This window comes from Micromonospora profundi (assembly GCF_011927785.1).
Taxonomy (GTDB): domain Bacteria; phylum Actinomycetota; class Actinomycetes; order Mycobacteriales; family Micromonosporaceae; genus Micromonospora; species Micromonospora profundi.
Genome location: NZ_JAATJK010000001.1, coordinates 2,710,008 through 2,731,043 on the forward strand (window position 1 = coordinate 2,710,008; position 21,036 = coordinate 2,731,043).

Sequence of the window (21,036 nt, forward strand, 5' to 3'; positions counted from 1 at the left end):
GGCCTCCTATGCGGAGTGCGGGACGGCCAGGAGGTGCTCGATCCGCACCGACGTGAGCAGCTCCCGGTCGTGGCCCACCTGGCGTTCGACGCCTGTCAGCCGCAGCGCGAGGGCGGCCACCGTTTCGCCGCTGGACCGGCCGAGCCGCAGCTCGACGGCGCCGGGCTCGACGATGCGCCGCCCGGACCGCCCGGTGAACGACGTGACATCGGCGGGTACGTCGAACGTCACGTCGGCAGCCGCGCCGGGCTCCAACGGCACCCGGGCGTACCCGACGAGCCGTGTCACCGGTCGGGTGGTCTGCGCCACCGGGTCGTGCAGGTAGAGCTGCACGACCTCGGTGCCGGATCGGGAGCCGGTGTTGCGGACTGTGACACGTACCCGCGCCTCGCCGTCGACCGGCCAGGTGACCGGGTCGGTGGGATCGGCGTACGCCTCGCCGGCCGGCCCGACGGCCGAGGCGTCGGACCAGTCGAAGCTCGTGTAGCTCAGCCCGTGGCCGAACGGGTAGGCGGGCGTCGGGTCGATCGAGGACACCTGATTGAGGTGCCCCAGCGGTGGCGCCAGGTAGGTGCCCGGCAGGCCACCCGCGTCGCGGGGCACGCTTACCGGCAGCCGTCCGGACGGGTTCACCGCGCCGGTGAGCACCTCGGCGAGCGCCTGCCCGCCCCGTTGGCCGAGGAAGAACGCCTGCACCACTGCCGCCGCCGCGTCGAACTCCGTGCCGAGCGCGTACGGCCGGCCGGTCATCAGCACCAGCACGACAGGGGTGCCGGTGGCCAGCACGGCGCGGACCAGGTCGGACTGCACCCCGGGCAGTGTCAGGTCGACGGCGTCGCAGCCCTCACCGGAGGTGCCCCGGCCGAACATGCCCGCCCGGTCGCCGACGGCGAGCACGCACACGTCGGCGGCAGCGGCCTCGGCGACCGCAGCAGCGATTCCCGAGCTGTCGTCGCCGGTGATGGCGCAGCCGGGCTCGTAGCTGAGCTGCGGGACGTGCCGGGCCAACTCGTCGCGGAGCGTGGGGATGTCGACGCCCATCTCGAACTCGCTGTGCTTGACACCTACGTGGTTGGGGAAGGTGTAGCAGCCGAGCATTGCCATCGGATCGTCGGCGACCGGGCCTACGAGCGCGACCCGGCGACCGGCAGGCAGCGGCAGCACACCGGTGTTGCGCAGCAGCACCACTGACTCCCGGGCCAGGCGTACGGCGACGTCCTGGCTGGCCTCGTCGTCGAGGCGCAGGTCCGCCACGTCGTCGGGCAGTTCCTGCCAGCCGTCGTCGAGCAGGCCGAGTTCGATCTTCTGGATCAGCACACGTCGCAGCGCCCGGTCGATGAGCGCCTCGTCGACCTCGCCGGCACGGACCGCCGCCAACAGCGGGTCGCCGAAAGTGTCCACTGTGGGCAGCTCGACGTCGATTCCGGCGCGCAGAGCGAGCCCGGCGGCGTCGGCGGAGCGTTCGGCCACCCCGTGCAGGGTCTGCAGGAACCGGATGGCGAAGTAGTCGGCGACAACGGTGCCGGTGAAGCCCCACTCGTCGCGCAGGAGCCCGGTCAGCAGTTCCTCGTCGGCGGCGACGGGCAGGCCGTCGATCTCGGCGTACGAGTGCATCACGGAGCGGGCACCGCCGAGCCGTAGCGCCATCTCGAACGGCGGCAGGATGACGTCTGCCAACTCCCGGCGGCCCATCGGCACCGGCGCGAGGTTGCGCCCGCCCCGGGAGGCCGAATATCCGGCGAAGTGCTTGAGGGTGGCCACGATGCCTGTGCTCTCCAGCCCCCGCACGTACGCCGCGCCGGTCGTCCCCACCAGGTACGGGTCCTCGCCGATCGTCTCCTCGGTACGTCCCCAGCGGTAGTCGCGGGTGACGTCGAGGACCGGTGCGAGCCCCTGGTGTACGCCTGCGGCGCGCATCGACCGGCCGATCTGGGCGGCCATCTCCTCGACAAGCTCCGGGTCGAAGGCGGCGCCCCAGCTCAGCGGGGTCGGGTAGACGGTGGCCCGCCAGGCGGCGAAACCGGTGAGGCACTCCTCGTGCACCTGCGCCGGGATGCCGAACCGGCTGGCCGCCACGATCTGCGCCTGGGACGCGGCAAGCGATCGCGCGCCGCGTACCGGGTCGACGGGTGCGGTGCCGAACGGTCGGGTGAGCTGGCCCAGCCCGTACCGGATGACGGTGCTCCACGGCGGCAGCTCGTTGAGCATGTCGGCCTGGTGGGGAGCGACGCCCTCGCCGGACGCGTCGGCGCCCACCCACACCCCGACGAGCTGGGCGAGCTTTTCCTCAAGCGTCATCTGCGGCAGCAGCGCCTCGGCCCGTTCGGCTGGCGACAGCCGTGCGTCGCGCCAGGGCGTGACGTCGCGGGACGCCGCCGGTGCGCCGTCGACGGGCACGTTACTTCTCATGCCGAGACCCCTTAGCTCCGGCCACGTCCCGCACCCCCGTGGGACGGTTCCGTGGCGGGTGACCACGAGCCGAAACTTTCCGGAAACCCGCGTAACCTTTTCGGCAACCTAAGTGCACCGTCTGAGCGTGTCAAGACCTTCGATGCGTCGATGGTCAGCTCGGCCATCCAGCCGGTGACACCGAACCTCCGCGATCCACTGCCGACCGACATACCGGAGCAAGGCATCGAACATACCGAATGGCGTGCACCAGGCCGTCCGATCAGTCGTGTTATGGTCGTCCGAAATTTTCGGATGCTGTATGGGGCTGCGATGACAGAGCACCGCCCGCTCGGCCCACAGGCCTCCACCATCGCGACGATCGCCAACGACGTCGGCGTGTCCGTCGCGACGGTGTCCAAGGTCCTCAACGGGCGCGAAGATGTCGCGCCCGCCACCAGGGCCCGGGTCGAGGCGAGCCTCGACCGCCACCAGTACCAGCGCCGCAACCGACGGCCGTCGACCGGCCAGCGCCGGATCGACCTGGTGTTCCACGAGTTCGACACCGGTTGGGCACTGGAGATCCTGCGCGGGGCCGAGGCGGTGACCGCCGCCGCCGGAATCGGCCTCGCCGTGTCCCAGCTCGACGGTGCGCACCGACCGCCGTCGCGATGGATGGACGCGCTGCTCGCCGACCGTCCGCTCGGCGTACTGCTGGTGCTCTGCCACCTGACCGACAGCCAGCAGCAGCACCTGCGGCGGCAGGGCATCCCGTTCGTCGTCGTCGACACCGACAGTGCCACCTCCGCCTCGGTGCCCACCGTCGGCTCCAACAACTTCAATGGCGGTCTGCTGGCCGCCCGACACCTGCTGGAACTGGGCCATCGGCGGATCGCCGTCATCTCCGGGCCACCCGACATGCTGTGCAGCCGGGCCCGCGCCGCCGGTTTCCACTCCGCCCACGAGGAGGCCGGGGTCACCGTCGACCGCGAGCTGGTCTGCTACGGAAGCTTCTCCGCGCATGCCGGGCACGCCCACGGCCTGCGGCTGCTGAGCCGGCCGGACCGGCCCACGGCGATCTTCGCCGGCTCGGACATCCAGGCCATGGGGGTGCTGCGGGCCGCCCGCAAGTGCGGCCTGCGAGTGCCCGAGGATCTCTCGGTCATCGGGTACGACAACCTGCCGGTCTCGGCCTGGACGGACCCCGCCCTGACCACGATCAACCAGCCGCTGGGCGACATGGCCGGCATCGCCACCCAGATGCTGCTCGACATGGCCAAGGGCAACGAGCTGGCGACCAGCCGGATCGACCTGGTGACCGAGCTGATCGTGCGGGAGAGCACCGCCCCGCCGGCCCACCCGCGCTGACCCCACGCCGCCGCGACAACCGCCCCGATCCGCGCCCCCGGACCCACGAGGAGCCATGACCGACTTCACCCCCGCGCTCGACGAACTCCGGCGCTACGCGCCCACCGTCGTCGAGCCCGACGATTTCGACGGGTTCTGGCGCGACACCCTCACCGAGGCCGCCGCCCGACCGGCGCTCGTGGACGTCCGACCGGAGCCCACCGACCTGCGACTGCTCGACTCGTGGGACGTCACGTACGCGGGCTTCGCAGGCGACCCGGTGCGGGCCTGGTACACGCGCCCGGCGGGCGTGCTGGACCCGCTGCCCACGGTGGTCGAGTACGCCGGCTACGGACGCGGCCGGGGCCTACCGCACGAGCGGCTGACCTGGCCGGTCGCCGGGTACGCCCACCTGCTGATGGACAACCGGGGGCAGGCCGGGCAGTACGGCGCCGGCGACACCACGGACCCGCACGGCGCGCCCGGCGGCCCGTGGCCCGCCACCTGGGGAATCCTCGACCCGCACGACTACCACTACCGTCGCCTGATCACCGACGCCGTCCGGGCCGTCGACGCGGTCCGCGCCCTGCCCGGGGTCGACGCGGGCCGGGTCGCCGTGGTCGGCAACAGCCAGGGCGGCGGTCTCGCCCTGGCGGTGGCCGGTCTCGTCGACGACCTCGCGGCGGTACTGACCACCGCCCCGTTCCTCTGTGACGTCCAGCGGGCCGTCTCGCTCACCGACGCCTCGCCGTACGGGGAGATCGCGCGCTACCTGTCGGTGCACCGCGAGGCCGAGGAGGCCGTGCGACGCACGCTGTCCTATGTCGACGGAGTGAGCTTCGCCCGCCGGGCCACGGCTCCGGCGCACTTCGGGGTCGGCCTGCGCGACACGGTGTGCCCGCCGAGCACCGGCTTCGCCGCCTACAACCAGTATGGCGCGGCCACCGGTCGGCCCACCCCACCGGAGCGCGAGATGCACGTCTACCCGTTCAACGGGCACGAGGGCGGTGAGGCCGTCCACGTCCGGCGGCAGCTGCGCTGGCTCGCGTCGATACTCGACGCGACGGTCACCGCCAGCCCGCACTGACCGCACCGCCAGCCCGAACCGACACTGCCATAGTCGCATGTCGATCGATTGCCTTTGTTAGCGATAACACGCTATCGTACGACCGACGGGGTGCAGGGCACACTTCCGTCGCGGTTCGTCGATCCGTCGCAGCCGGCCCGTCGACGACCATGGCAACCTCGACCAGCAGTGCTGACGTCCGGGCTCGTGGTCGCCTGCCAGCTCGCTCCCGCGTACCGCGAAGTGGTGGCGACCCCGCACGGCGCCGCCCGCTGGCGCACGCTCCCCCACCACCGGAGGAAGCCCATGAACGTCCCGCAACTCGACCACCCCGTCCCTCCGACACCCGCGACCACCGCCACGACGCCGAGGCCCCGACGGGCCCGCCTGTGGTGGGCGGCCCTGGCCGCCGTCGCGGCCGTCGCCGCCGCCGTCCCGGTGGCGACGATGCCCGCCAGCGCCGAATCCAACGGCGGGGTACGCGTCATGCCGCTCGGCGACTCGATCACCGACGGCTTCAACGTCCCCGGCGGATACCGCATCGAACTCTGGCAGCGGTTCACGAGTGGCGGATACCGGGTCGACTTCGTCGGCTCCCAGTTCAACGGCCCGGCCAGCCTCGGCGACCACGACCACGAAGGTCACTCCGGCTGGACGATCGCCCAGATCGACGCCAACGTCGTCAACTGGCTGCGGGCGACGACCCCCCGGACGGTGCTGCTGCACATCGGCACCAACGACATGTACGGCGACACGTCCGGCGCGCCGGGCCGGCTCGCCGCACTCGTCGACAAGATCACCAACAACGCGCCGAACGCCGATGTGTTCGTGGCGACGATCGTCCCGAAGTCGGGCGCCGACAACCAGGTGCGCGGATACAACGCGGCGATCCCCGGGATCGTCCAGACCAGAGCCGCCGCCGGCAAGCGCGTCCACCTTGTCGACATGTACCGCGCCCTGACGTTGAGCGACCTCGCCGACGGCGTCCACCCCAACGCCACCGGCTACCGCAAGATGGCCGACGCCTGGTACACGGCGCTCCGCGCGGTGCCCGGCAGCATCGGCGGTGACACGCCGCCCACGACACCTCCGCCCACCACAGCCCCGCCCACGACTCCCCCGCCCACCACAGCCCCGCCCACGACTCCCCCGCCGAGCACGCCCCCGCCGGCCGGTGGGTGCCAGGTCTCGTACACGGTCAACGCCTGGAACAACGGCCTCACGGCGGCCATCTCGGTGACCAACACCGGCAGCGCGCCGATCAACGGCTGGTCGTTGGCGTTCACGCTGCCGAGCGGGCAGACCATCACGGGCGGCTGGAACGCCACGTACTCCCCGACCAGCGGGGCGGTGACCGCACGCAACGTCTCCTACAACGGCACGATCGCCCCGAACACCGCTGTCGACATCGGCTTCCAGGCCACCCACAGCGGCAACGCCGGTCGGCCGTCGGCCTTCACCCTCAACGGCGCCGCCTGCGCGGTCGCCTGACACACCGTGTCGCGGTGCCGGGCGGCAACGGCTGCCCGGCACCGCGTCCAGGTCACCTGATCGTCAGCGACGCCAGCCGACAGGTGATGAATTCCAACGCGGACGGCACGTCGACGTCCACCGCCACCTCGGCGGTCGGCTGACCCCGCAGGTCCACGAGGGTGTTGCCGCGGCTCGGCCCGGTCGTGGTGTCCACCTCGATGTACGCCGGCTCGGCGGTGACCAAACCCGGCCGGATCGCCTCCGCCATCGCCAGCGGGTCGTGCAGCGGCACGGCGTCCATGCCGTGGTCGCGCCGGTAACCCGCGAGGTAGTACTCGAGCGCGTCCGCGCAGAAAGCGGCGACGCTGCCGGCCGAGCGGAGCCGCCGCAGGTCGTCCGGGCCGTAGGTGGTGCGGTACGTGACGTCCAGCCCGACAAGCGTGGTCGGCACCGGCCGGGGCAACCCCGGTTCGGTGAGCACCCGGTAGGCGGCCTCCGGGTCCGCCCAGATGTTGAACTCGGCGGCCGGAGTCCGGTTGCCGGCGCCGATCGAGCCGCCCATGACCACCAGCCGGGCCAACCGCGACGCCACCTCGGGGTGCACCGCGAACAGGTGCGCCACGTTCGTCAGGGGCCCCGTCGCCACCAGCGTCACCGGCTCGGCGCAGGAGCGTACCGTCTCGACGATCAACTCCAGCGCGGTGGCGTCGACCGGGCCGACGGCGGAGGTCGGCAGCGTGATGCCGCCCAACCCCCGGTCCCCGTGCACCGACGCGGTGCGGTCGCCCGTCGACCGCAGATAGGGGCGGTCCGCGCCACGGGCAACGGGGATGTCGGCCCGGCCGGCCAGGGCGAGCACGTCCAGCGCGTTGCGGGTGGTGATGTCGATTCCGACGTTGCCGCCCACTGTGGTGACCCCGACGAGTTCCACCTCCGGGCTGGCCACCGCCGTGAGGATGGCGACCATGTCGTCGATGCCGGGGTCACAGTCGAGCAACACTGGGCGAGTCACGCGCAGGACCCTATCGCCTGAACATCGCCGCCCGGCGTCGACCACGAGCCGCACCTTCTGGTGGGGCGGACGGTCCGCAGCGGAGGATGACCTGATGGCATCGCCCGAAATGGTTCTCGCCGATCTTCGTGACGCGTGGAGTGCCTCGTTGTCCCGCACGCTTCTGGGCCTGTACCTGCACGGCTCACTGGTCGCCGGCGACTTCGCCCCGGATCGCAGCGACCTTGATCTGCTCGCGGTACTCGACAGCGACCCGGACGAGACGCTACTCGCCGTGCTCGCCGGTCTGCACGCGGACCTTGGTCGACGGCACCCGCAGTGGGCCGGCAGGATCGAGGTGGAGTACGTGTCCCTTGGCGCCACGCGCGACGCCGCGCTCGGCCGTGCCAGCCAGACCCACGCCATCGCCCGGATCAGCCCCGGCGAATCGTTGCACCTGTTACCCGCCACCATCCATCGCGTCGTCACCTGGTCGGCCGTCCGCGATCACGGCCGCGTGCTCGTGGGGCCCTCAGCCGTCGCACTGCTACCCGCCGTCGCCCCCGACCTCGTCCGATCGGCTCTGCTGGCGCACGTCCGCGACTGGCCGATCTGGGTGACCCGGATGACCACCCCCGGAGCTCAGTCCTACGCAGTACTCACCCTCTGCCGGGCCCTGCATCGTCTTCAGAACGGCCGGCAACTGTCCAAGCGACGGGCCGCCGACCGGACCATCGCCGCCCTTCCACAGTGGGACGGCTTGATCACCTGGGCGCGCGATTGGTGGTACGACGGCGGCAAGGACACCGACACCGGCAGGGCAGACGACATCCACACGTTCGTGCACGAGATCAGCTCCACCATCCTGGCCTCGGAACCACCCACCAATGCCGGTCTTCCCCGATGATCTCGTCATGGTGATGCGGTGCGCCGACGCTGACGCCGGCCGAAGCTAGAATCCGATCATGGAAATCCTGCGGTACGCCGCCTTCACCACCGACCCAGCCGGTGGCAACCCGGCCGGTGTGGTCCTCGATGCCACAGGGCTCGACGACGCGGAGATGCAGCGGGTGGCGGCCCAGGTCGGGTACTCCGAAACGGCATTCCTCACGCCCGGCCGCGATGGGCACTTCACGGTGCGCTATTTCAGCCCGAAGGCAGAGGTTCCCTTCTGCGGTCATGCGACCATCGCGTCGGCAGTCGCCTACGCCGAGCGGCACGGTCCGGGAGCCCTGCGTCTGGACACCCGCGCCGGCCTCGTTGAGGTCACCACCGAGGTACGGGCGGACGGGACCACCACCGCCACGCTGATCAGCGTCGAACCGCAGAGCAGACCCATCGCCCATGGCGACCTCGCGGCGCTGCTCGACGCGCTGCGCTGGAAGCTGGACGACCTCGACCCGACGCTGCCGCCGCGGATCGCGTTCGCCGGAGCATGGCATCCCATCGTGGCCGCCGCGAGCCGGCAGCGCCTGGCCGACCTGGACTACGACATGGCGGCGTTGGGCAGCCTGATGGCCGAGCGCGACTGGACAACCATCGACCTGGTCTACCGCGAATCGCCGCTGGTGTTCCATGCGCGCAACCCGTTCCCACCCGGTGGCGTCGTCGAGGACGCCGCGACAGGTGCGGCCGCTGCGGCGTTGGGTGGCTACCTGCGCGAGCTGCACCTGGTGACTCCGCCCGCGACGGTCACCGTGCGGCAGGGCGACGACATGGGCCGTCCAAGCCTTCTCGCGGTAGGGATCCCCGCCGAAACCGGCAGCGGGATCGCGGTGACAGGCACCGCCGTTGCCCTCCCTGACGTCCTGACGAGCGGGGCCTGACCTGATTTCACGCCCGTCGGTCCCGGTCAGCGACGCCGGACGTCCGAAGCGGTCCGCCGACGTCCCCCAGACGTCGGCGGACCGGCCTCAGCGGATGTCGGCGGTGCTCCAGCGGGGGGATGCGTTGGTGACTGCGACGGTGTCACCGACAAGCGTGGTCACCGCCTCGGTGGCACGCTGCGCGCTGGTACCGACCCAGACTTCGATGTCGCCGGGCTCCACGACGCGGGTGAAACTGCGATCGGAGAACGCCAGGCGGGTGGTGGGGACCGTCAGCTCGACCGTGACGGACTGGCCCGGTGCGAGGTGGACCCGCCGGTAGCCGAGCAGCTGCGCCACCGGCCGGGTCACCGAGGCGACCAGGTCGCGACCGTAGAGCTGGACCACGTCGTCGCCGGCGACCGCGCCGGTGTTCGTCACCCGCACCGTCACGGCCACCGCCCCGTCGGTGGGCACCGTGGCGGGCACGGTGAGGTCGGTGTACGCGAAGGTCGTGTACGACAGGCCGTGGCCGAACGGCGCCACGGGAGTCGCCGGCAGGTTCGTCACCTCGTTGCCCGCACCGAGGGTGGGGTGCAGGTAGGAGTACGGCTGCGCGCCGGCCGACCCGGGCAGGGTGACCGGCAGCCGGCCCGACGGGTTGACCCGCCCGGAGAGCACCCCCGCGATAGCGCCGGCGCCCTCCTCGCCCGGGAAGAACGCCTGCACCACCGCCGCACAGCCCGCGAGCGCCCAGCCGAGGGCGTACGGCCGGCCGGTGAGCAGCACGAGGACAACCGGCGTGCCGGTTGCCTGCACCGCCTCGACCAGGTCGCGCTGGACGCCGGGCAGCTCCAGGTCGTCCCTGTCGCAGCCCTCCCCGACCGTGCCGCGCCCGAAGAGGCCGGCGTGGTCGCCGACGACCAGGACCGCGACATCGGCGGCGGCGGCCGTGGCGACAGCCTCGTCGAAGCCGGACCTGTCGTCGGTGTCCACGTCACAGCCGCGTGCCCAGGTGACGAGATCGTCGCCGAACTCGGCCCGTACGGCGTCGAGCACGGTGGGCACCTCGATGCCGGTCTCCACGCCGGGATGCTGGACGAGGACGTGGTTGAGGAAGGAGTAGCACCCGAAGAGGGCGCCCTGCCGGTCGGCGTTCGGGCCGATGACTGCCACCCGTCGCCCCGCCGGCAGCGGCAGCGCGTCCCGGTTGGTGACCAGCACGATCGACTCCTCGGCGAGCCTGCGGGCGATCGCCCGGTGCTCGGGCGAGTCGAGGTCGATCGCCGAGGGCGGCTCGTCGTCGAACGTGGCGTCGAGCAGACCCAGGTCCTGCTTCTGGCGCAGCACCCGCAGCACCGCGCGGTCGAGGAGCGCCTCGTCGATCCGACCCGCCCGCACCGACTCCCGCAGGGTCAGATAGGCGTCGCCGGTGGGCAGTTCGACGTCGACACCTGCCGTCAGCGCCTGGCCGGCCGCCTCGGCGTGGTCGCCCGCCACGTGGTGCAACAGGTTCAGGAACGCGACCCCGTAGTAGTCGGCCACCACCGTGCCGTCGAAGCCCCACGTGTCGCGCAGGATGCCGGTCAGCATCGTCGGATCGGCAGCGACGGGTACCCCGTCGATCTCGGCGTACGAGTGCATGACACTGCGGGCGTCACCGTCGAGGATCGCCATCTCGAACGGGACGAGCAGCACGTCGGCCAACTCCCGGCGGCCCATGTGCACCGGGCCGAAGTTGCGCCCCGACTGCGACGCGGAGTAGCCGGCGAAGTGCTTGAGGGTGGCGTGCACCCCCTGCGACTGCAGCCCGCGCACGTACGACGTGCCGATGGTGCCGACCAGGTACGGGTCTTCGGCTATGCACTCGTCCACCCGACCCCAGCGGGGGTCACGGATGACGTCGAGTACCGGAGAGAGCCCCTGGTGGATACCCAGGGTCCGCATCGAGGCGCCGATCGCCGCGGCCATCTCGGTGACCAGTTCGGGGTCGAACGCGGCGCCCCAGGCCAGCGGCGTGGGGAAGGTGGCCGCCTTCCACGCCGACAGCCCGGTGAGGCACTCCTCGTGGACGATCGCCGGGATGCCGAGCCGGGTCCCCGTGACAAGCTCCCGCTGGAACTTCCACAGCCAGGACGCGCGTGCCGCCGCGTCCACCGGGCGGGTGCCGTAGGCGCGGGTGAGGTGACCGAGCCCGTGCCGGGAGAAGTCCCCGAGCTTCACGTCCTCGCCGAACTCCCCCTGCAACGGCGCGACGGCCTCGCCGTCCTCCTTCTCCCAGAAGCCGACGATCTGAGCGATCTTCTCCTCGATCGTCATCCGGCCGAGGAGATCGCGTACGCGTGCCCCGCCGTCGTGCCCATTCGGTCGACCGTGGTCCGGACCTGTTTGAGCCGGCGCCGGCCCGTCCACCAGTGCGTGGACCTCAGTCATGCTGTGCCTTCCTCTGGTTGTGCTCGTACCGCTGCCGCTCAGCCCTTGACCGCACCCTGAAGGCCACCGACGATCTGCTTCTCCGCGAGCGTAAAGAAGAGCAGCGCCGGAAGCATCGCCAGCGAGGTGAAGGCGAGGACGCCCGCCGTGTCGGTGGTGTACTGGCTGGAGAAGTTCTGCACCCCCAGCGGCAGGGTGTGCAGGCTGACGTCGCTGAGGACGAGCAACGGCAGCAGGAACGCGTTCCAACTCGCCACGAACGCCAGGACGCCGACGGTGACGAGCGCGGGCCGCGACAGCGGCATCGCGATGCGCCAGAGGAACCCGAGCCGGCTCGCACCGTCGATGGCGGCGGCGTCCTCCAACTCCTTCGGGATCGCCGCCAGGAAGGGCCGCAGGATGACGATCGTCAGGGGCAGGGAGAAGGCCACCTGCGGGAGGATGACCGCGTAGTAGGAGTTGGTCAGGTTCAGGTCCCGCAGCATGAGGTAGAGCGGCAGGATCGCCGCGCCGGCCGGAAACAGCAGGCCGAGTGTGAAGAAGGTGTAGAGCCCCTCGCGCCCACGGAAGCTGTAGCGGGCGAGCACGAACGCGGCGGCCAGCCCGAGCACGACGACGGCGAGTGTGGTGCCGAGGGCGATGACCGCGCTGTTGAACGCCTGCTGCCAGAAGTTGCTCTGGGTCAGCACCCTGGCGTAGTTGTCCCAGACGAACGGGTCGGGCAGGCCGGCCGGGTTCGCGACGATCTGCGGGGTGGTGCGGAAGCCGCCGATGACCACGTAGACGACCGGGGCGATCGACACGGCCGCGATCGCGAGCGCGATCGCGTAGGTGAGCGGCGTGCCCCAGGACACCTGACGGCGCCCGGCGGACGGGGAGGGAACGGAGTTCACAGCCATCGTCACTTCACCTTTCCGGTGATGGCGCCCTCGATGTCGCGGCGGAGCAGGAACCGCTGGAACAGCAGTGCCGCCACGAAGGAGATGGCGAACAGGATGACAGCCACAGCGTTGCCGTAGCCCCACAAGCGGGCGAAGAACCCGTTGTCCACCATGTAGGTCGCCATGGTGGCCGACGCGCCGAGCGACCGCACCGCGGGCACCGAGGTCACCCAGATCATGTCGAAGATCTGCAGTGAGCCGATCATGGACAGGAACATCCAGATCCGGATCGTCGGGCCGAGCAGCGGAATCGTGACGTGCCGTTGAATCTGCCACCAGCTCGCGCCGTCGATGGCCGCCGCCTCGGTCAGCTCGTCGGGGACGTTGGACAGCCCGGCGAGTAGCAGGATGATGGCGAAGCCGACGTACTTCCAGGTGAGGATGGCCAGCAGCGTCCAGATGACCAGGTCCAGGTCCGCGAGCCAGGGCTGCACCAGACTGCCCAGTCCCAGTGACTCCAGCATCGCGTCGACCGTGCCGCCGCCGGTCAGGAGCAGCTTCCACATGATGCCGACGGTGACCTCGGCGAGCACGTACGGCACGAACACCAGCAGGCGGAACACGGAGCGCCCACGGAATCGGCGGTTGAGCAGCAGGGCGATGGCCAGGGCGATCGGGCCCTGGATCAGCAGCGACCCGAACACGATGATGGCGTTGTTGCGCAACGCGTCCAGGAAGATCGGGTCCTGGAAGGCGAGGGTGTAGTTCCGCAGGCCGACGAACTCGGTGGGGGGCCCGACGCCACGCCACCGGTAGAGGCTGTAGTAGACCGCGAAGCCCATCGGCACCAGCACGAACATCACGTAGACGGCGATGGCCGGCGCGGTGAGCCCGATGATCTCGTACCACTTGCGGCGTGTGTCGGCTTGGCGGGCGGATGGACGCCCCGCGCGGTGGGGGCCCGCCGGCGACGCGGAAGCGTCGCCGGCGGACGTACGGATCTGGTTGGCGGAGGTCACTTGCTTGCGGCCGCCTTCATCGCCGAGACGACCTTCTCAGGAGTCCCGTTACCCGCGAAGATGGCGACGACCGCGTCGTTCATCGCGGTGCCGACGGTGCTGCCGTAGGCCGTGTCCAGCCAGAGCTGGACGTAGCTCGCGTTGGCCGTGGCCTCCAGGATGGACTTGAGCGCGGGGTCCGTCACACCGTCGGCCGCGCCCTTGACCACAGGCAGGCCGGTGCCGGTCTCGGCGTAGCCCTTCTGCACCTCGGGGCTCACGATGTACTTGAGGAACTCGACGCACTCGGCGGGGGCGTTCTTGGCGCAGGAGAAGCCGTCGCCACCACCGAGGGCCGCCTTCGGGTCACCCGGGGAACCTTCGATCGCCGGCACCGGGAACCAGCCGAGGAACGAGGCGAGCTTCGCCTTGTCCGTGGCGACGGTGTCGAGCGTGCCGCGGTTCCAGTCACCCATGAGCTCCATCGCGGCCTTGCCGTTGGCGAGCATGCCGTTGGCGCTGGTCGGGTCGTTCTGGCCCGGCGTGGCGATGAAGTTGGGCTGGAACGGCTTGGTGTCGATGAACGCCTTCAGGTCCTGGCCGGCCTTGACGAAGCACGGGTCGTCGAAGACCTTGTCGGTGGACGCCTTCTTGAGCGTGTCGACCGAGCAGGCACGCAGCGCCATGTTGTACCACCAGTGCGCGGCCGGCCACTTGTCACCGGCGCCCACCGCGATCGGGACGACGTTGATCGCCTTGAGCTTGGTGACCGCCTCGTTGAGCTCTGCGAAGGTGGTCGGCGGCGCCGCGATGCCCGCCTGAGCGAACATGTCCTTGTTGTACCAGACGCCTTCGATGCCCATCCGGAACGGCAGGCCGTACTGCTTGCCCTTGACCTGCCAGATCTCGGCGGCGCTACCGATGTTGCCCACCTCGGTCTTGACCTGGTCGGTGATGTCCTTGAGGTAGTCGGCCTCCACCTGCTCGACCATCTCGCCGCCACCCCAGGCCTGGAAGATGTCCGGCGGGTCGCTGCTCAGCAGCGCGGCGGGGAGCCGGGTGCGCTGGAGTTGGTTCGTCTCGATCGCCTCGATCTCGATCTTGACGGTCGGGTGGAGCGCGGAGAAGTCCTTGGCGACCTTCTCCCAGTAGGTCTTGCCGGGCCCGTCCTGTGAGGCGTTGTGCCACCAGGTCAGGGTCACCGGGTCCTTGTACAGCTCGCTCTGAGGGGCTGCCTCTTCGCCGCCGCCGCTGCACCCGGCGACTACGAGAACACTTGTCATTAGTACTGCCAGAACGGCACCTGCGCGGCGCTTCGTTGCCATCGATGTCTCCTCGACTAGTCAGTCGCGGTACTCGGCCTGCGGCGAAGTTTTACAGTCACGTAACTTGATGTCAATCGGTATCGATAACGTTTTCGATTCACTCGCGACGGGTCGCCGCCGACGGCCCTATCATCATCGGCGTGGTGTTTCAGCAGCGCGTCAAGATGTCAGATGTCGCACGCACTGCCGGCGTCTCGGTTGCCACCGTATCGAAGGTTGTCAATGGACGATACGGCGTGGCCCAGGCAACCGTGGAGCGCGTCCAGCAGGTCATCCACGAGCTTGGCTACGAGGCGAGCCTGGGGGCGCAGAGCCTGCGCAGCCACCGCACAAACGTGCTCGGCATCCTGGTCGCCGAGTTCGAGCCGTTCTCGACCGAGCTGCTCAAGGGGGCGTCCCAGGAGGTCGCGGGCAGCGGATACCAGCTGCTGGCCTACTCCAGCGGCGACGGCGAGGGCGCCGCCGTGGGGTGGGAGCGGCGCTCGCTCGCCCGCCTCTCGGGCACTCTCATCGACGGGGCCGTGATCGTCACGCCGACCGTTGTCGAGACCAAACACAGCTTCCACGTCGTAGCCGTCGACCCGCACACCGGGCCGTCCGACCTGCCCACCGTCGATTCGGACAACTTCGCCGGCGCGGTGCTGGCCACCAACTACCTGCTGTCCCTCGGGCACCGGCGGATCGGGCACATCAGTGGACGAGCCGACCTGAAGTCGGCGCAGCTGCGCGAGGCAGGCTTCCGCAGTGCGATGGCCGACGCCGGCGTGCCGGTGGACGAGCGGCTCGTCCGCGTCGGCGGGTTCCGGATCGAGAGCGCCGCCGGCACGGCCGCGGAGCTTCTCGCCCTCACCGACCGGCCGAGCGCGATCTTCGCGGGTAACGACCTCTCCGCGATATCCACGATGGACGTAGCCCGCGACATGGGCCTCTCGGTGCCCGACGACCTGTCGGTGATCGGCTTCGACAACGTACCGGAGTCGGCGCTGGTCAACCCGCCGCTGACGACCATCATGCAACCGCTGCAGCGGATGGGCGCCGAGGCGTTGCGCCTGCTCATCGACCTGATCGCCGGCGTCGAACGCGACACCCACATCAGGCTCCCCACCGAGCTGGTCATCCGTTCGTCCTGCCGCCCGCGCCACTGACACCCGTACGGCGGCGCGAGGGTCAGCGATCCGTACGGGGGTAGAGGCGGCTGATCGTCTCGGCGACGCAGACCGGCTTGGCGCCCCCCTCGGCCTCCACGGCGACCGCCATCACCAGTTGCACACCGCCACTCACCTGGGACACCTCGGCGATGGTGGCGGTGGCCCGCACGGCCGTACCGACGCGCAGCGGCGCAGGGAAGCGCACCCGGTTCAGCCCGTAGTTGACACCCATCGCGATCCCCTCGACCCGGTAGAGCTGCCCGGCCAGCGCCGGCAGCAGCGACAGGGTCAGATAGCCGTGCGCGACGGTGCCCCCGAACGGCCCCGACGCCGCCCGTACCGGGTCGACGTGGATCCACTGGTGATCGTCGGTGGCCTCGGCGAAGAGGTCCACCCGGCTCTGCTCGACCTGCCGCCAGGGCCCGGGGCCGATGCTCTCGCCGACCGCGGCGGTCAGGTCGTCGAGGGAGGTGAAGACTCGCATCCGGATGTCCTTAGCTGTCAGAAGGCGTTGACGCCGGTGAGCGCGCGTCCGATCAGGAGCTGCTGGATCTGGCTGGTGCCCTCGTAGAGGGTGGCGACGCGGGCGTCGCGCAGGTACTTGCCAACCGGGTACTCGTCGATGTAGCCGTACCCACCGAAGACCTGGACCGCGTTGTTTGCCGCGCGGACAGCGGCCTCGCTGGCGAAGAGCTTGGCCATCGACGCCTCGGTGGCGAACGGCTGGCCGCGGTCGATCAGGTCGGCCACCTGCCAGACCAGCAGCCGCGCGGCGGCGGTGTCGACGGCGATGGCCGCGAGCAACTGCTGGACGAGTTGGTGGGCGGCGATCGGCTTACCGAACTGGGTCCGCTGCCCGGCGTAGCCGACCGCCGCGTCGAGGCAGCCCTGGGCGATGCCGACGCAGCCGGCGGCAACCGACATCCGGCCTTTGGCAAGCGTGCCGAGGGCCAGGCGGAAGCCGCTGCCCTCGTCGCCGAGGCGGGCCGCGTCGGGGACGCGTACCTCGTCGAGGCCCAGCTCGCCGGTGGCCTGCCCGCGCAGGCCGAGCTTGCCGTGGATCTCCCGGCGGGTCAGGCCGGGGCTGTCGGTGGGCACCAGGAAGGCGGTGATGCCGCGGTGCCCGGGGCCGCCGGTGCGGGCGAAGACCAGTGCGACGTCGGCGGTGGTGCCGTTGGTGATGAACATCTTGGTGCCGGTGAGCAGCCAGTCGTCGCCGTCGCGGACGGCGCGCGTGCGCAGCGCGGCGGCGTCCGAGCCGCTGTCCGGTTCGGTCAACGCGAAGCAGCCGAGGGCGTCGCCGGAGCAGAGCCGGGGCAGCCACTCGGCCCGCTGCGCGGCCGAGCCGTGGGCGGCGATGGACTTGGCGACGAGGCCGAGCGAGACCGAGACGATGCCGCGCACCGCCGAGTCGCCCCGGCCGAGTTCCTCCAGGACCAGGCAGTACGCGAGGTGGTCGCCGCCGGAGCCGCCGTCGTGTTCGGCGATTGTCAGCCCCAGGAAGCCCAGCTCGCCGAGTTTGCCGACGATGGCAGGGTCGACCGACTCGCGCCGGTCCCATTCGGCGGCGTACGGCAGCAGTTCCCGGTCGGCGAACTCGGCGGCGAGCTGGCGGACGGCTGCCTGCTCGGCGGTGAGGGTCAGCTCCATGGCGAATAAACTAGCGGTGATAGTTTACGTCGTCCAGAGCGGACGGCTACCGACCTCGCTCACCTGTCGGAGGCCAGACCGACGTGCCGGTCGGTGGCGAACGCACGGACCAGTTCGGTACGTGATCGGATGCCCAGCCGGTGGAACACGTTGCGCAGGTGGTGGTCGACAGTGCGGGTGGACAGGAACATCCGGGCGGCGATCTCCCGGTTGGTGGCCCCCTCGGCGACCAGTTGGGCGATCCGCAGTTGCTGGCCGGTCAGCAGCCGCGCGGCCGGCAGGTCCGGTGGGCCGACCGACTCTCCGGCGGCCCGCAGCTCCGCAGTCGCCTGCTCGGCCCAACGGCTCGCCCCGAGCAGCGTGAACGTCTCCCGGGCCTGGTGCAGGTACTCCCGGGCGTCGCGCGGACGACGGCTGCGTCGCAACTCCTGTCCGAAGAGCAACTCGGTGCGCGCACGCTCGAACGTGCCGGCTTCGGTCGGGTGCAGTCGCAGCGCGGTCCGGAACTCGCGCTCCGCCTCGCCGCTCCCCCGTGGCGCGAGCAGCGCGTGACACCGGGCCGACAGTGCCCGCCGCAGCGGGCTGGCGGTGCTGCTTGCCCATCTGTCGAAGACAGCGAGCGCGGCCGTCGCCGCCGGCCGGTGCGCCAGGTGGGCGGCGGCCTCCACCAGGTACGGGGTTGCCATCACCTGGACGAGCACCTGACCTCGCCCGGTGCCGAGTCGGGCCAGCGACGCCAGCCTGGTCGCCGCCTCGGCATGCCTGCCGTCGGCCAGGTCGAGGACTGCCCGCGCCCACCCGGCGAGCGCGTGCGGCCGGCTGCCCGGTGTCGGAGCCTCCCCGATCTCCCGGATCCGCCGCAGGCTGGTCTCCCGGTCCGCTCGTACGGCGGCCAGCACGGCGAGCATGCCCAGGTGGACGTTGGCACAGTTGACCTGGCCTGTGGCACGGGCGACCCGCAGTCCGTCGCGGGACGTCTCCGCCGCCGCCTCGTGCCGACCCAGCCAGTACTCGGCGACCGCCCGCAGCTCCAACGCCCGGGACAGCATTGACAGTTCGCCCCGCTCGCGGGCCAACCCGACGGCACGCTCGGCGAGCCGGTGCGCCGCGCCGTCCACCGCCACCACCAGTCCGGCCGCCGCCGCGCAGGCGAGCGCGGTCGGGGTCAGCTCCGACCCGTTCAACCGGCCACCGAGCACGACAGCTCGGCGCAGCGCAGGACCTGCCCGCTCATGGTCGCCCCGCAGCGTGGCCGCCACACCGGCGACAAGGGAACTCGTCAACTCGACAGCCGGTGGGTCGTGCGGGCGGCGCAATTCCGCGGCCCGGCGGCCGACCTCCGCGTACCGGTACTGGTCACCGGCGAAGCACACTGCCTCGCCGGCCCGCGCCAACGCCTGCACGGCAAGCGCGCGGTCGGTGGTCGCGACAGTCCCGGCGGCGGCCAGCAGCGTGGACGCCGCGCCCGAGGCGGCGTCGCAGCGCAACTCCAGCTCACCGCGCAGCAGGTCCGCGTGCCCGGCGACGGCCGGGTCGGCGGAGGTGGCGCGAAGCCGGTCGAGCAGCAGACGTGCCTCGGTGGGCTGGCCGGCGGTCCACGCGTACCGGGCGGCGGTCAGCAGCCGGCCGGCCGCGTCGTCCGGGCGGTCGCTGAGTTCGGCTGCCCGACACAGCGCGGTCGAGGCCATCGCCCAGTCGGTCGGTACGCCTACCGCCGCGCGCTCCAACTCGTCGGCGAGGGCAGCGTCGGTGCCCGCCGTCGCGGCGGCGAGGTGCATGGCCCGGCGCAGCCGCTGCGCGTCCGCGTCGAGCACCCCGGCGAGCAGCCGGTGCGCCTGCCGTCGCTGCGCGAGCGGTGCGCTGGCCGCGACCATCGCCCGGACCAGCGGCTGCCGGAACGTGACGCCCCCGGGCTCGACCCGGACCAGGCCGGCGGCCTCCGCCGGGGCGAGCGCCTCGACGACCACACCGGCGGCGTCGGCCGCGCGGGCCAGTGTCGCGGGCTCGTTCGACTCGTCGAGCGCGGCGAGCAGCAGCATCCGGCGGGTGTCCGGCGGCAGGCGGTCGAGGCGGGCCCGGTAGGCGCGGCCCAGCGCGCCGTCGGCCGGTGGCGTGGCGGGCAGCAGTTCCTCCCCCCGCCATTGCCCCGGGCTCAGCGCGTCGGCGAGGTCCACGAGCGCCTGCGGGTTGCCGCCGCCGATCACGGCGAGGGTGGCCGCCACCGGCTCGGCAGGTGGTTCGGGCAGCCGGTCGGCCAGGACCGCAACGCTGTCCCGCTCACTCAGCGGCCCGAGCCGGCACGTCGCGACCCCGTCGACAGTGGCGGTGACGTCGGCGGTGAGCAGCACGGCCATCGGCAGGTGGCGCAGACGGCGGGCCACGAACGCCAGCACCTGCGCGGTCTGCCCGTCACCCCTGTCGAGGTCGTCCAACGTGACCAGCAGCGGGCGTTCCCGGGCGGCGGCGCCGAGCAGCCCGAGTACGGCCACCGAGAGGGCCAGCCGACGGTCGGGCGGGCAGCCCTCCCCGTCCAGCGCGCGACGCAGCAGGTGCCGCTGCGGCTCCGGCAGGTCGGCTGTCCGGTCGCGCACCGGGTCGAGCAGGCGTTGCAGCCCGGCGTACGGCAGGGTCGCCTCGGCGGGCAGCCCGGCCCCGGCCAGGACGACACAGTTCTCGGCGTACCGGTGGGCGTAGGTGAGCAGAGCCGTGCGCCCCGACCCCGGCTCGCCGTGCAGCAGCAGCGCCCCACCGCCGTCGGTCACGCCGTCGAGAAGGCTCCGGACGGCCCGGCACTGGTCATCCCGGCCGCGCAGCACAGTTATTTGCACTCGTGATGCAGTAACCATGCGTCACAGTGTCACTCATCGATAAGCGGAAGGAAAGAGGACAGGCCGGGATCAGTCGGCCGCCACCTCCGCCAACAGCGCGCCGACCGTCCGGGTCATGACCCCCCGGGCCTGGTCCACGCCCAGCCCGAGGCCGTACCGCAGCATCGACCACGCCTGCCACATGCTCGCCGCGACCAGCGCGTTGAGCAACTGCTCGCGCCCTCGCCCGGCCCGCGCCAACTCGGTGGCGAAGAGCTGTTCGACCTCGTCGCGTACCCGGTCGATGTGCTTGAGGCGGTTGAGGTGCAGCTGCTCGGAGACCGGCTCGCGCATCTGCGCGGCCCGCGCCGACGGCGCGATGAGCTGGAGCAGCCGGGCGCGCTGCCGGCAGTACGCGTCGACGCGCTTGGCCAGGGGCAACGCTGGCGAGATGGGCCGGTACGCGGCGTCCTGCTGACGCAGCACCTCCGCGCCGCTCGCCTCGAACAGCGTCTCCATGTCCTTGAAGTTGGTCCAGAGCGTCCGCAGCGAGATGCCGGCCCGCTCGGCGATGCGCTCGCCGGTCGGCCGCAGGTCACCCTCGGCGATGAGCGCCAGGTGCGCCTCGACGATGGCTGCCCGGGTGCGCTCGGCTCGGGCCGTACGCCCGTCGACGCGGCCCGGGGCCTCGACCTTGTTCATCCGCCCCCGCCCCCTCACCGCC

General features: G+C 71.4%; 16 protein-coding genes. 6 read left to right on the plus strand and 10 right to left on the minus strand.

From position 1 onward, the window contains the following. Positions 1–6: 6 nt before the first annotated feature. Positions 7–2,409: a beta-xylosidase/alpha-l-arabinosidase gene (locus F4558_RS12010; protein WP_167944049.1), complete on the minus strand. Its 2,403-nt coding sequence runs from the start codon at positions 2,407–2,409 to the stop codon at positions 7–9. Between the two features lie 312 nt (positions 2,410–2,721). Between F4558_RS12010 and F4558_RS12015 the strand changes: the two genes are divergently transcribed. From F4558_RS12015 to F4558_RS12025, 3 genes are all read left to right on the plus strand, one after another. Next, positions 2,722–3,756 carry a LacI family DNA-binding transcriptional regulator gene (locus F4558_RS12015; RefSeq protein ID WP_053653772.1) on the plus strand — a complete coding sequence of 345 codons (1,035 nt, stop codon included), beginning with the start codon at positions 2,722–2,724 and terminating at the stop codon, positions 3,754–3,756. 55 nt (positions 3,757–3,811) lie between these two features. After that, complete coding sequence (locus F4558_RS12020; RefSeq protein WP_167944050.1) at positions 3,812–4,822, plus strand: acetylxylan esterase; 1,011 nt, start codon at positions 3,812–3,814, stop codon at positions 4,820–4,822. Positions 4,823–4,990: 168 nt separating this feature from the next. Continuing rightward, the gene (locus F4558_RS12025) at positions 4,991–6,292 is read left to right on the plus strand and encodes a cellulose binding domain-containing protein (RefSeq protein WP_376767515.1); all 1,302 of its coding nucleotides are present in this window, start codon (positions 4,991–4,993) and stop codon (positions 6,290–6,292) included. A 52-nt stretch (positions 6,293–6,344) separates the two neighbouring features. Here F4558_RS12025 and F4558_RS12030 read toward each other — a convergent pair whose 3' ends face one another. After that, positions 6,345–7,286 carry a nucleoside hydrolase gene (locus F4558_RS12030; RefSeq protein WP_167944051.1) on the minus strand — a complete coding sequence of 314 codons (942 nt, stop codon included), beginning with the start codon at positions 7,284–7,286 and terminating at the stop codon, positions 6,345–6,347. 94 nt (positions 7,287–7,380) lie between these two features. Here F4558_RS12030 and F4558_RS12035 point away from each other — a divergent pair, with 94 nt between their 5' ends. Both F4558_RS12035 and F4558_RS12040 read left to right on the plus strand, forming a co-directional pair. Further along, positions 7,381–8,172, plus strand: coding sequence for an aminoglycoside adenylyltransferase domain-containing protein (locus F4558_RS12035; RefSeq protein WP_167944052.1), 792 nt, complete (start codon positions 7,381–7,383; stop codon positions 8,170–8,172). 58 nt (positions 8,173–8,230) lie between these two features. Continuing rightward, entirely contained in the window at positions 8,231–9,091 is an 861-nt protein-coding gene (locus F4558_RS12040) for a PhzF family protein (RefSeq protein ID WP_053653764.1), read from the plus strand. Positions 9,092–9,178: 87 nt separating this feature from the next. Here the strand turns inward: F4558_RS12040 and F4558_RS12045 are convergent, their stop codons facing one another. From F4558_RS12045 to F4558_RS12060, 4 genes are read right to left on the minus strand one after another with little or no spacing between them, the layout of a single operon-like run. Continuing rightward, complete coding sequence (locus F4558_RS12045; RefSeq protein ID WP_167944053.1) at positions 9,179–11,503, minus strand: beta-xylosidase/alpha-l-arabinosidase; 2,325 nt, start codon at positions 11,501–11,503, stop codon at positions 9,179–9,181. A 38-nt stretch (positions 11,504–11,541) separates the two neighbouring features. Beyond that, positions 11,542–12,408 carry a carbohydrate ABC transporter permease gene (locus tag F4558_RS12050; protein ID WP_053653760.1) on the minus strand — a complete coding sequence of 289 codons (867 nt, stop codon included), beginning with the start codon at positions 12,406–12,408 and terminating at the stop codon, positions 11,542–11,544. After that, entirely contained in the window at positions 12,405–13,403 is a 999-nt protein-coding gene (locus tag F4558_RS12055; RefSeq protein ID WP_053653758.1) for a carbohydrate ABC transporter permease, read from the minus strand. Before F4558_RS12055 ends, F4558_RS12050 begins: the two co-directional genes overlap by 4 nt. Continuing rightward, the gene (locus F4558_RS12060; protein WP_231639989.1) at positions 13,400–14,584 is read right to left on the minus strand and encodes an extracellular solute-binding protein; all 1,185 of its coding nucleotides are present in this window, start codon (positions 14,582–14,584) and stop codon (positions 13,400–13,402) included. The genes F4558_RS12055 and F4558_RS12060 overlap by 4 nt, the downstream gene beginning before the upstream one ends. Positions 14,585–14,871: 287 nt before the next feature. On the opposite strand from F4558_RS12060, the gene F4558_RS12065 reads away from it, so the two are divergent. After that, positions 14,872–15,852: a LacI family DNA-binding transcriptional regulator gene (locus F4558_RS12065; RefSeq protein WP_209274173.1), complete on the plus strand. Its 981-nt coding sequence runs from the start codon at positions 14,872–14,874 to the stop codon at positions 15,850–15,852. Between the two features lie 22 nt (positions 15,853–15,874). On the opposite strand, the gene F4558_RS12070 is transcribed toward F4558_RS12065, so the two are convergent. From F4558_RS12070 to F4558_RS12085, 4 genes are read right to left on the minus strand one after another with little or no spacing between them, the layout of a single operon-like run. Beyond that, positions 15,875–16,339, minus strand: coding sequence for a MaoC family dehydratase (locus F4558_RS12070; RefSeq protein WP_053653752.1), 465 nt, complete (start codon positions 16,337–16,339; stop codon positions 15,875–15,877). Positions 16,340–16,356: 17 nt separating this feature from the next. Then, positions 16,357–17,505: an acyl-CoA dehydrogenase family protein gene (locus F4558_RS12075; protein WP_053653750.1), complete on the minus strand. Its 1,149-nt coding sequence runs from the start codon at positions 17,503–17,505 to the stop codon at positions 16,357–16,359. A 59-nt stretch (positions 17,506–17,564) separates the two neighbouring features. Continuing rightward, on the minus strand, positions 17,565–20,351 hold the full coding sequence (locus tag F4558_RS12080) for an AAA family ATPase (RefSeq protein ID WP_167944054.1): 2,787 nt from the start codon (positions 20,349–20,351) through the stop codon (positions 17,565–17,567). A gap of 51 nt (positions 20,352–20,402) precedes the next feature. Next, on the minus strand, positions 20,403–21,014 hold the full coding sequence (locus F4558_RS12085; protein WP_053653746.1) for a TetR/AcrR family transcriptional regulator: 612 nt from the start codon (positions 21,012–21,014) through the stop codon (positions 20,403–20,405). Positions 21,015–21,036 lie beyond the last annotated feature (22 nt).

Coding starts and splice junctions, on each gene's coding strand:
- F4558_RS12065 (WP_209274173.1), top strand. CDS start 14,872: ATGTCAGATGTCGCACGCACTGCCGGCGTCTCGGTTGCCACCGTATCG.
- F4558_RS12070 (WP_053653752.1), bottom strand. CDS start 16,339: ATGCGAGTCTTCACCTCCCTCGACGACCTGACCGCCGCGGTCGGCGAG.
- F4558_RS12035 (WP_167944052.1), top strand. CDS start 7,381: ATGGCATCGCCCGAAATGGTTCTCGCCGATCTTCGTGACGCGTGGAGT.
- F4558_RS12045 (WP_167944053.1), bottom strand. CDS start 11,503: ATGACTGAGGTCCACGCACTGGTGGACGGGCCGGCGCCGGCTCAAACA.
- F4558_RS12075 (WP_053653750.1), bottom strand. CDS start 17,505: ATGGAGCTGACCCTCACCGCCGAGCAGGCAGCCGTCCGCCAGCTCGCC.
- F4558_RS12010 (WP_167944049.1), bottom strand. CDS start 2,409: ATGAGAAGTAACGTGCCCGTCGACGGCGCACCGGCGGCGTCCCGCGAC.
- F4558_RS12020 (WP_167944050.1), top strand. CDS start 3,812: ATGACCGACTTCACCCCCGCGCTCGACGAACTCCGGCGCTACGCGCCC.
- F4558_RS12040 (WP_053653764.1), top strand. CDS start 8,231: ATGGAAATCCTGCGGTACGCCGCCTTCACCACCGACCCAGCCGGTGGC.
- F4558_RS12080 (WP_167944054.1), bottom strand. CDS start 20,351: ATGGTTACTGCATCACGAGTGCAAATAACTGTGCTGCGCGGCCGGGAT.
- F4558_RS12085 (WP_053653746.1), bottom strand. CDS start 21,014: ATGAACAAGGTCGAGGCCCCGGGCCGCGTCGACGGGCGTACGGCCCGA.
- F4558_RS12015 (WP_053653772.1), top strand. CDS start 2,722: ATGACAGAGCACCGCCCGCTCGGCCCACAGGCCTCCACCATCGCGACG.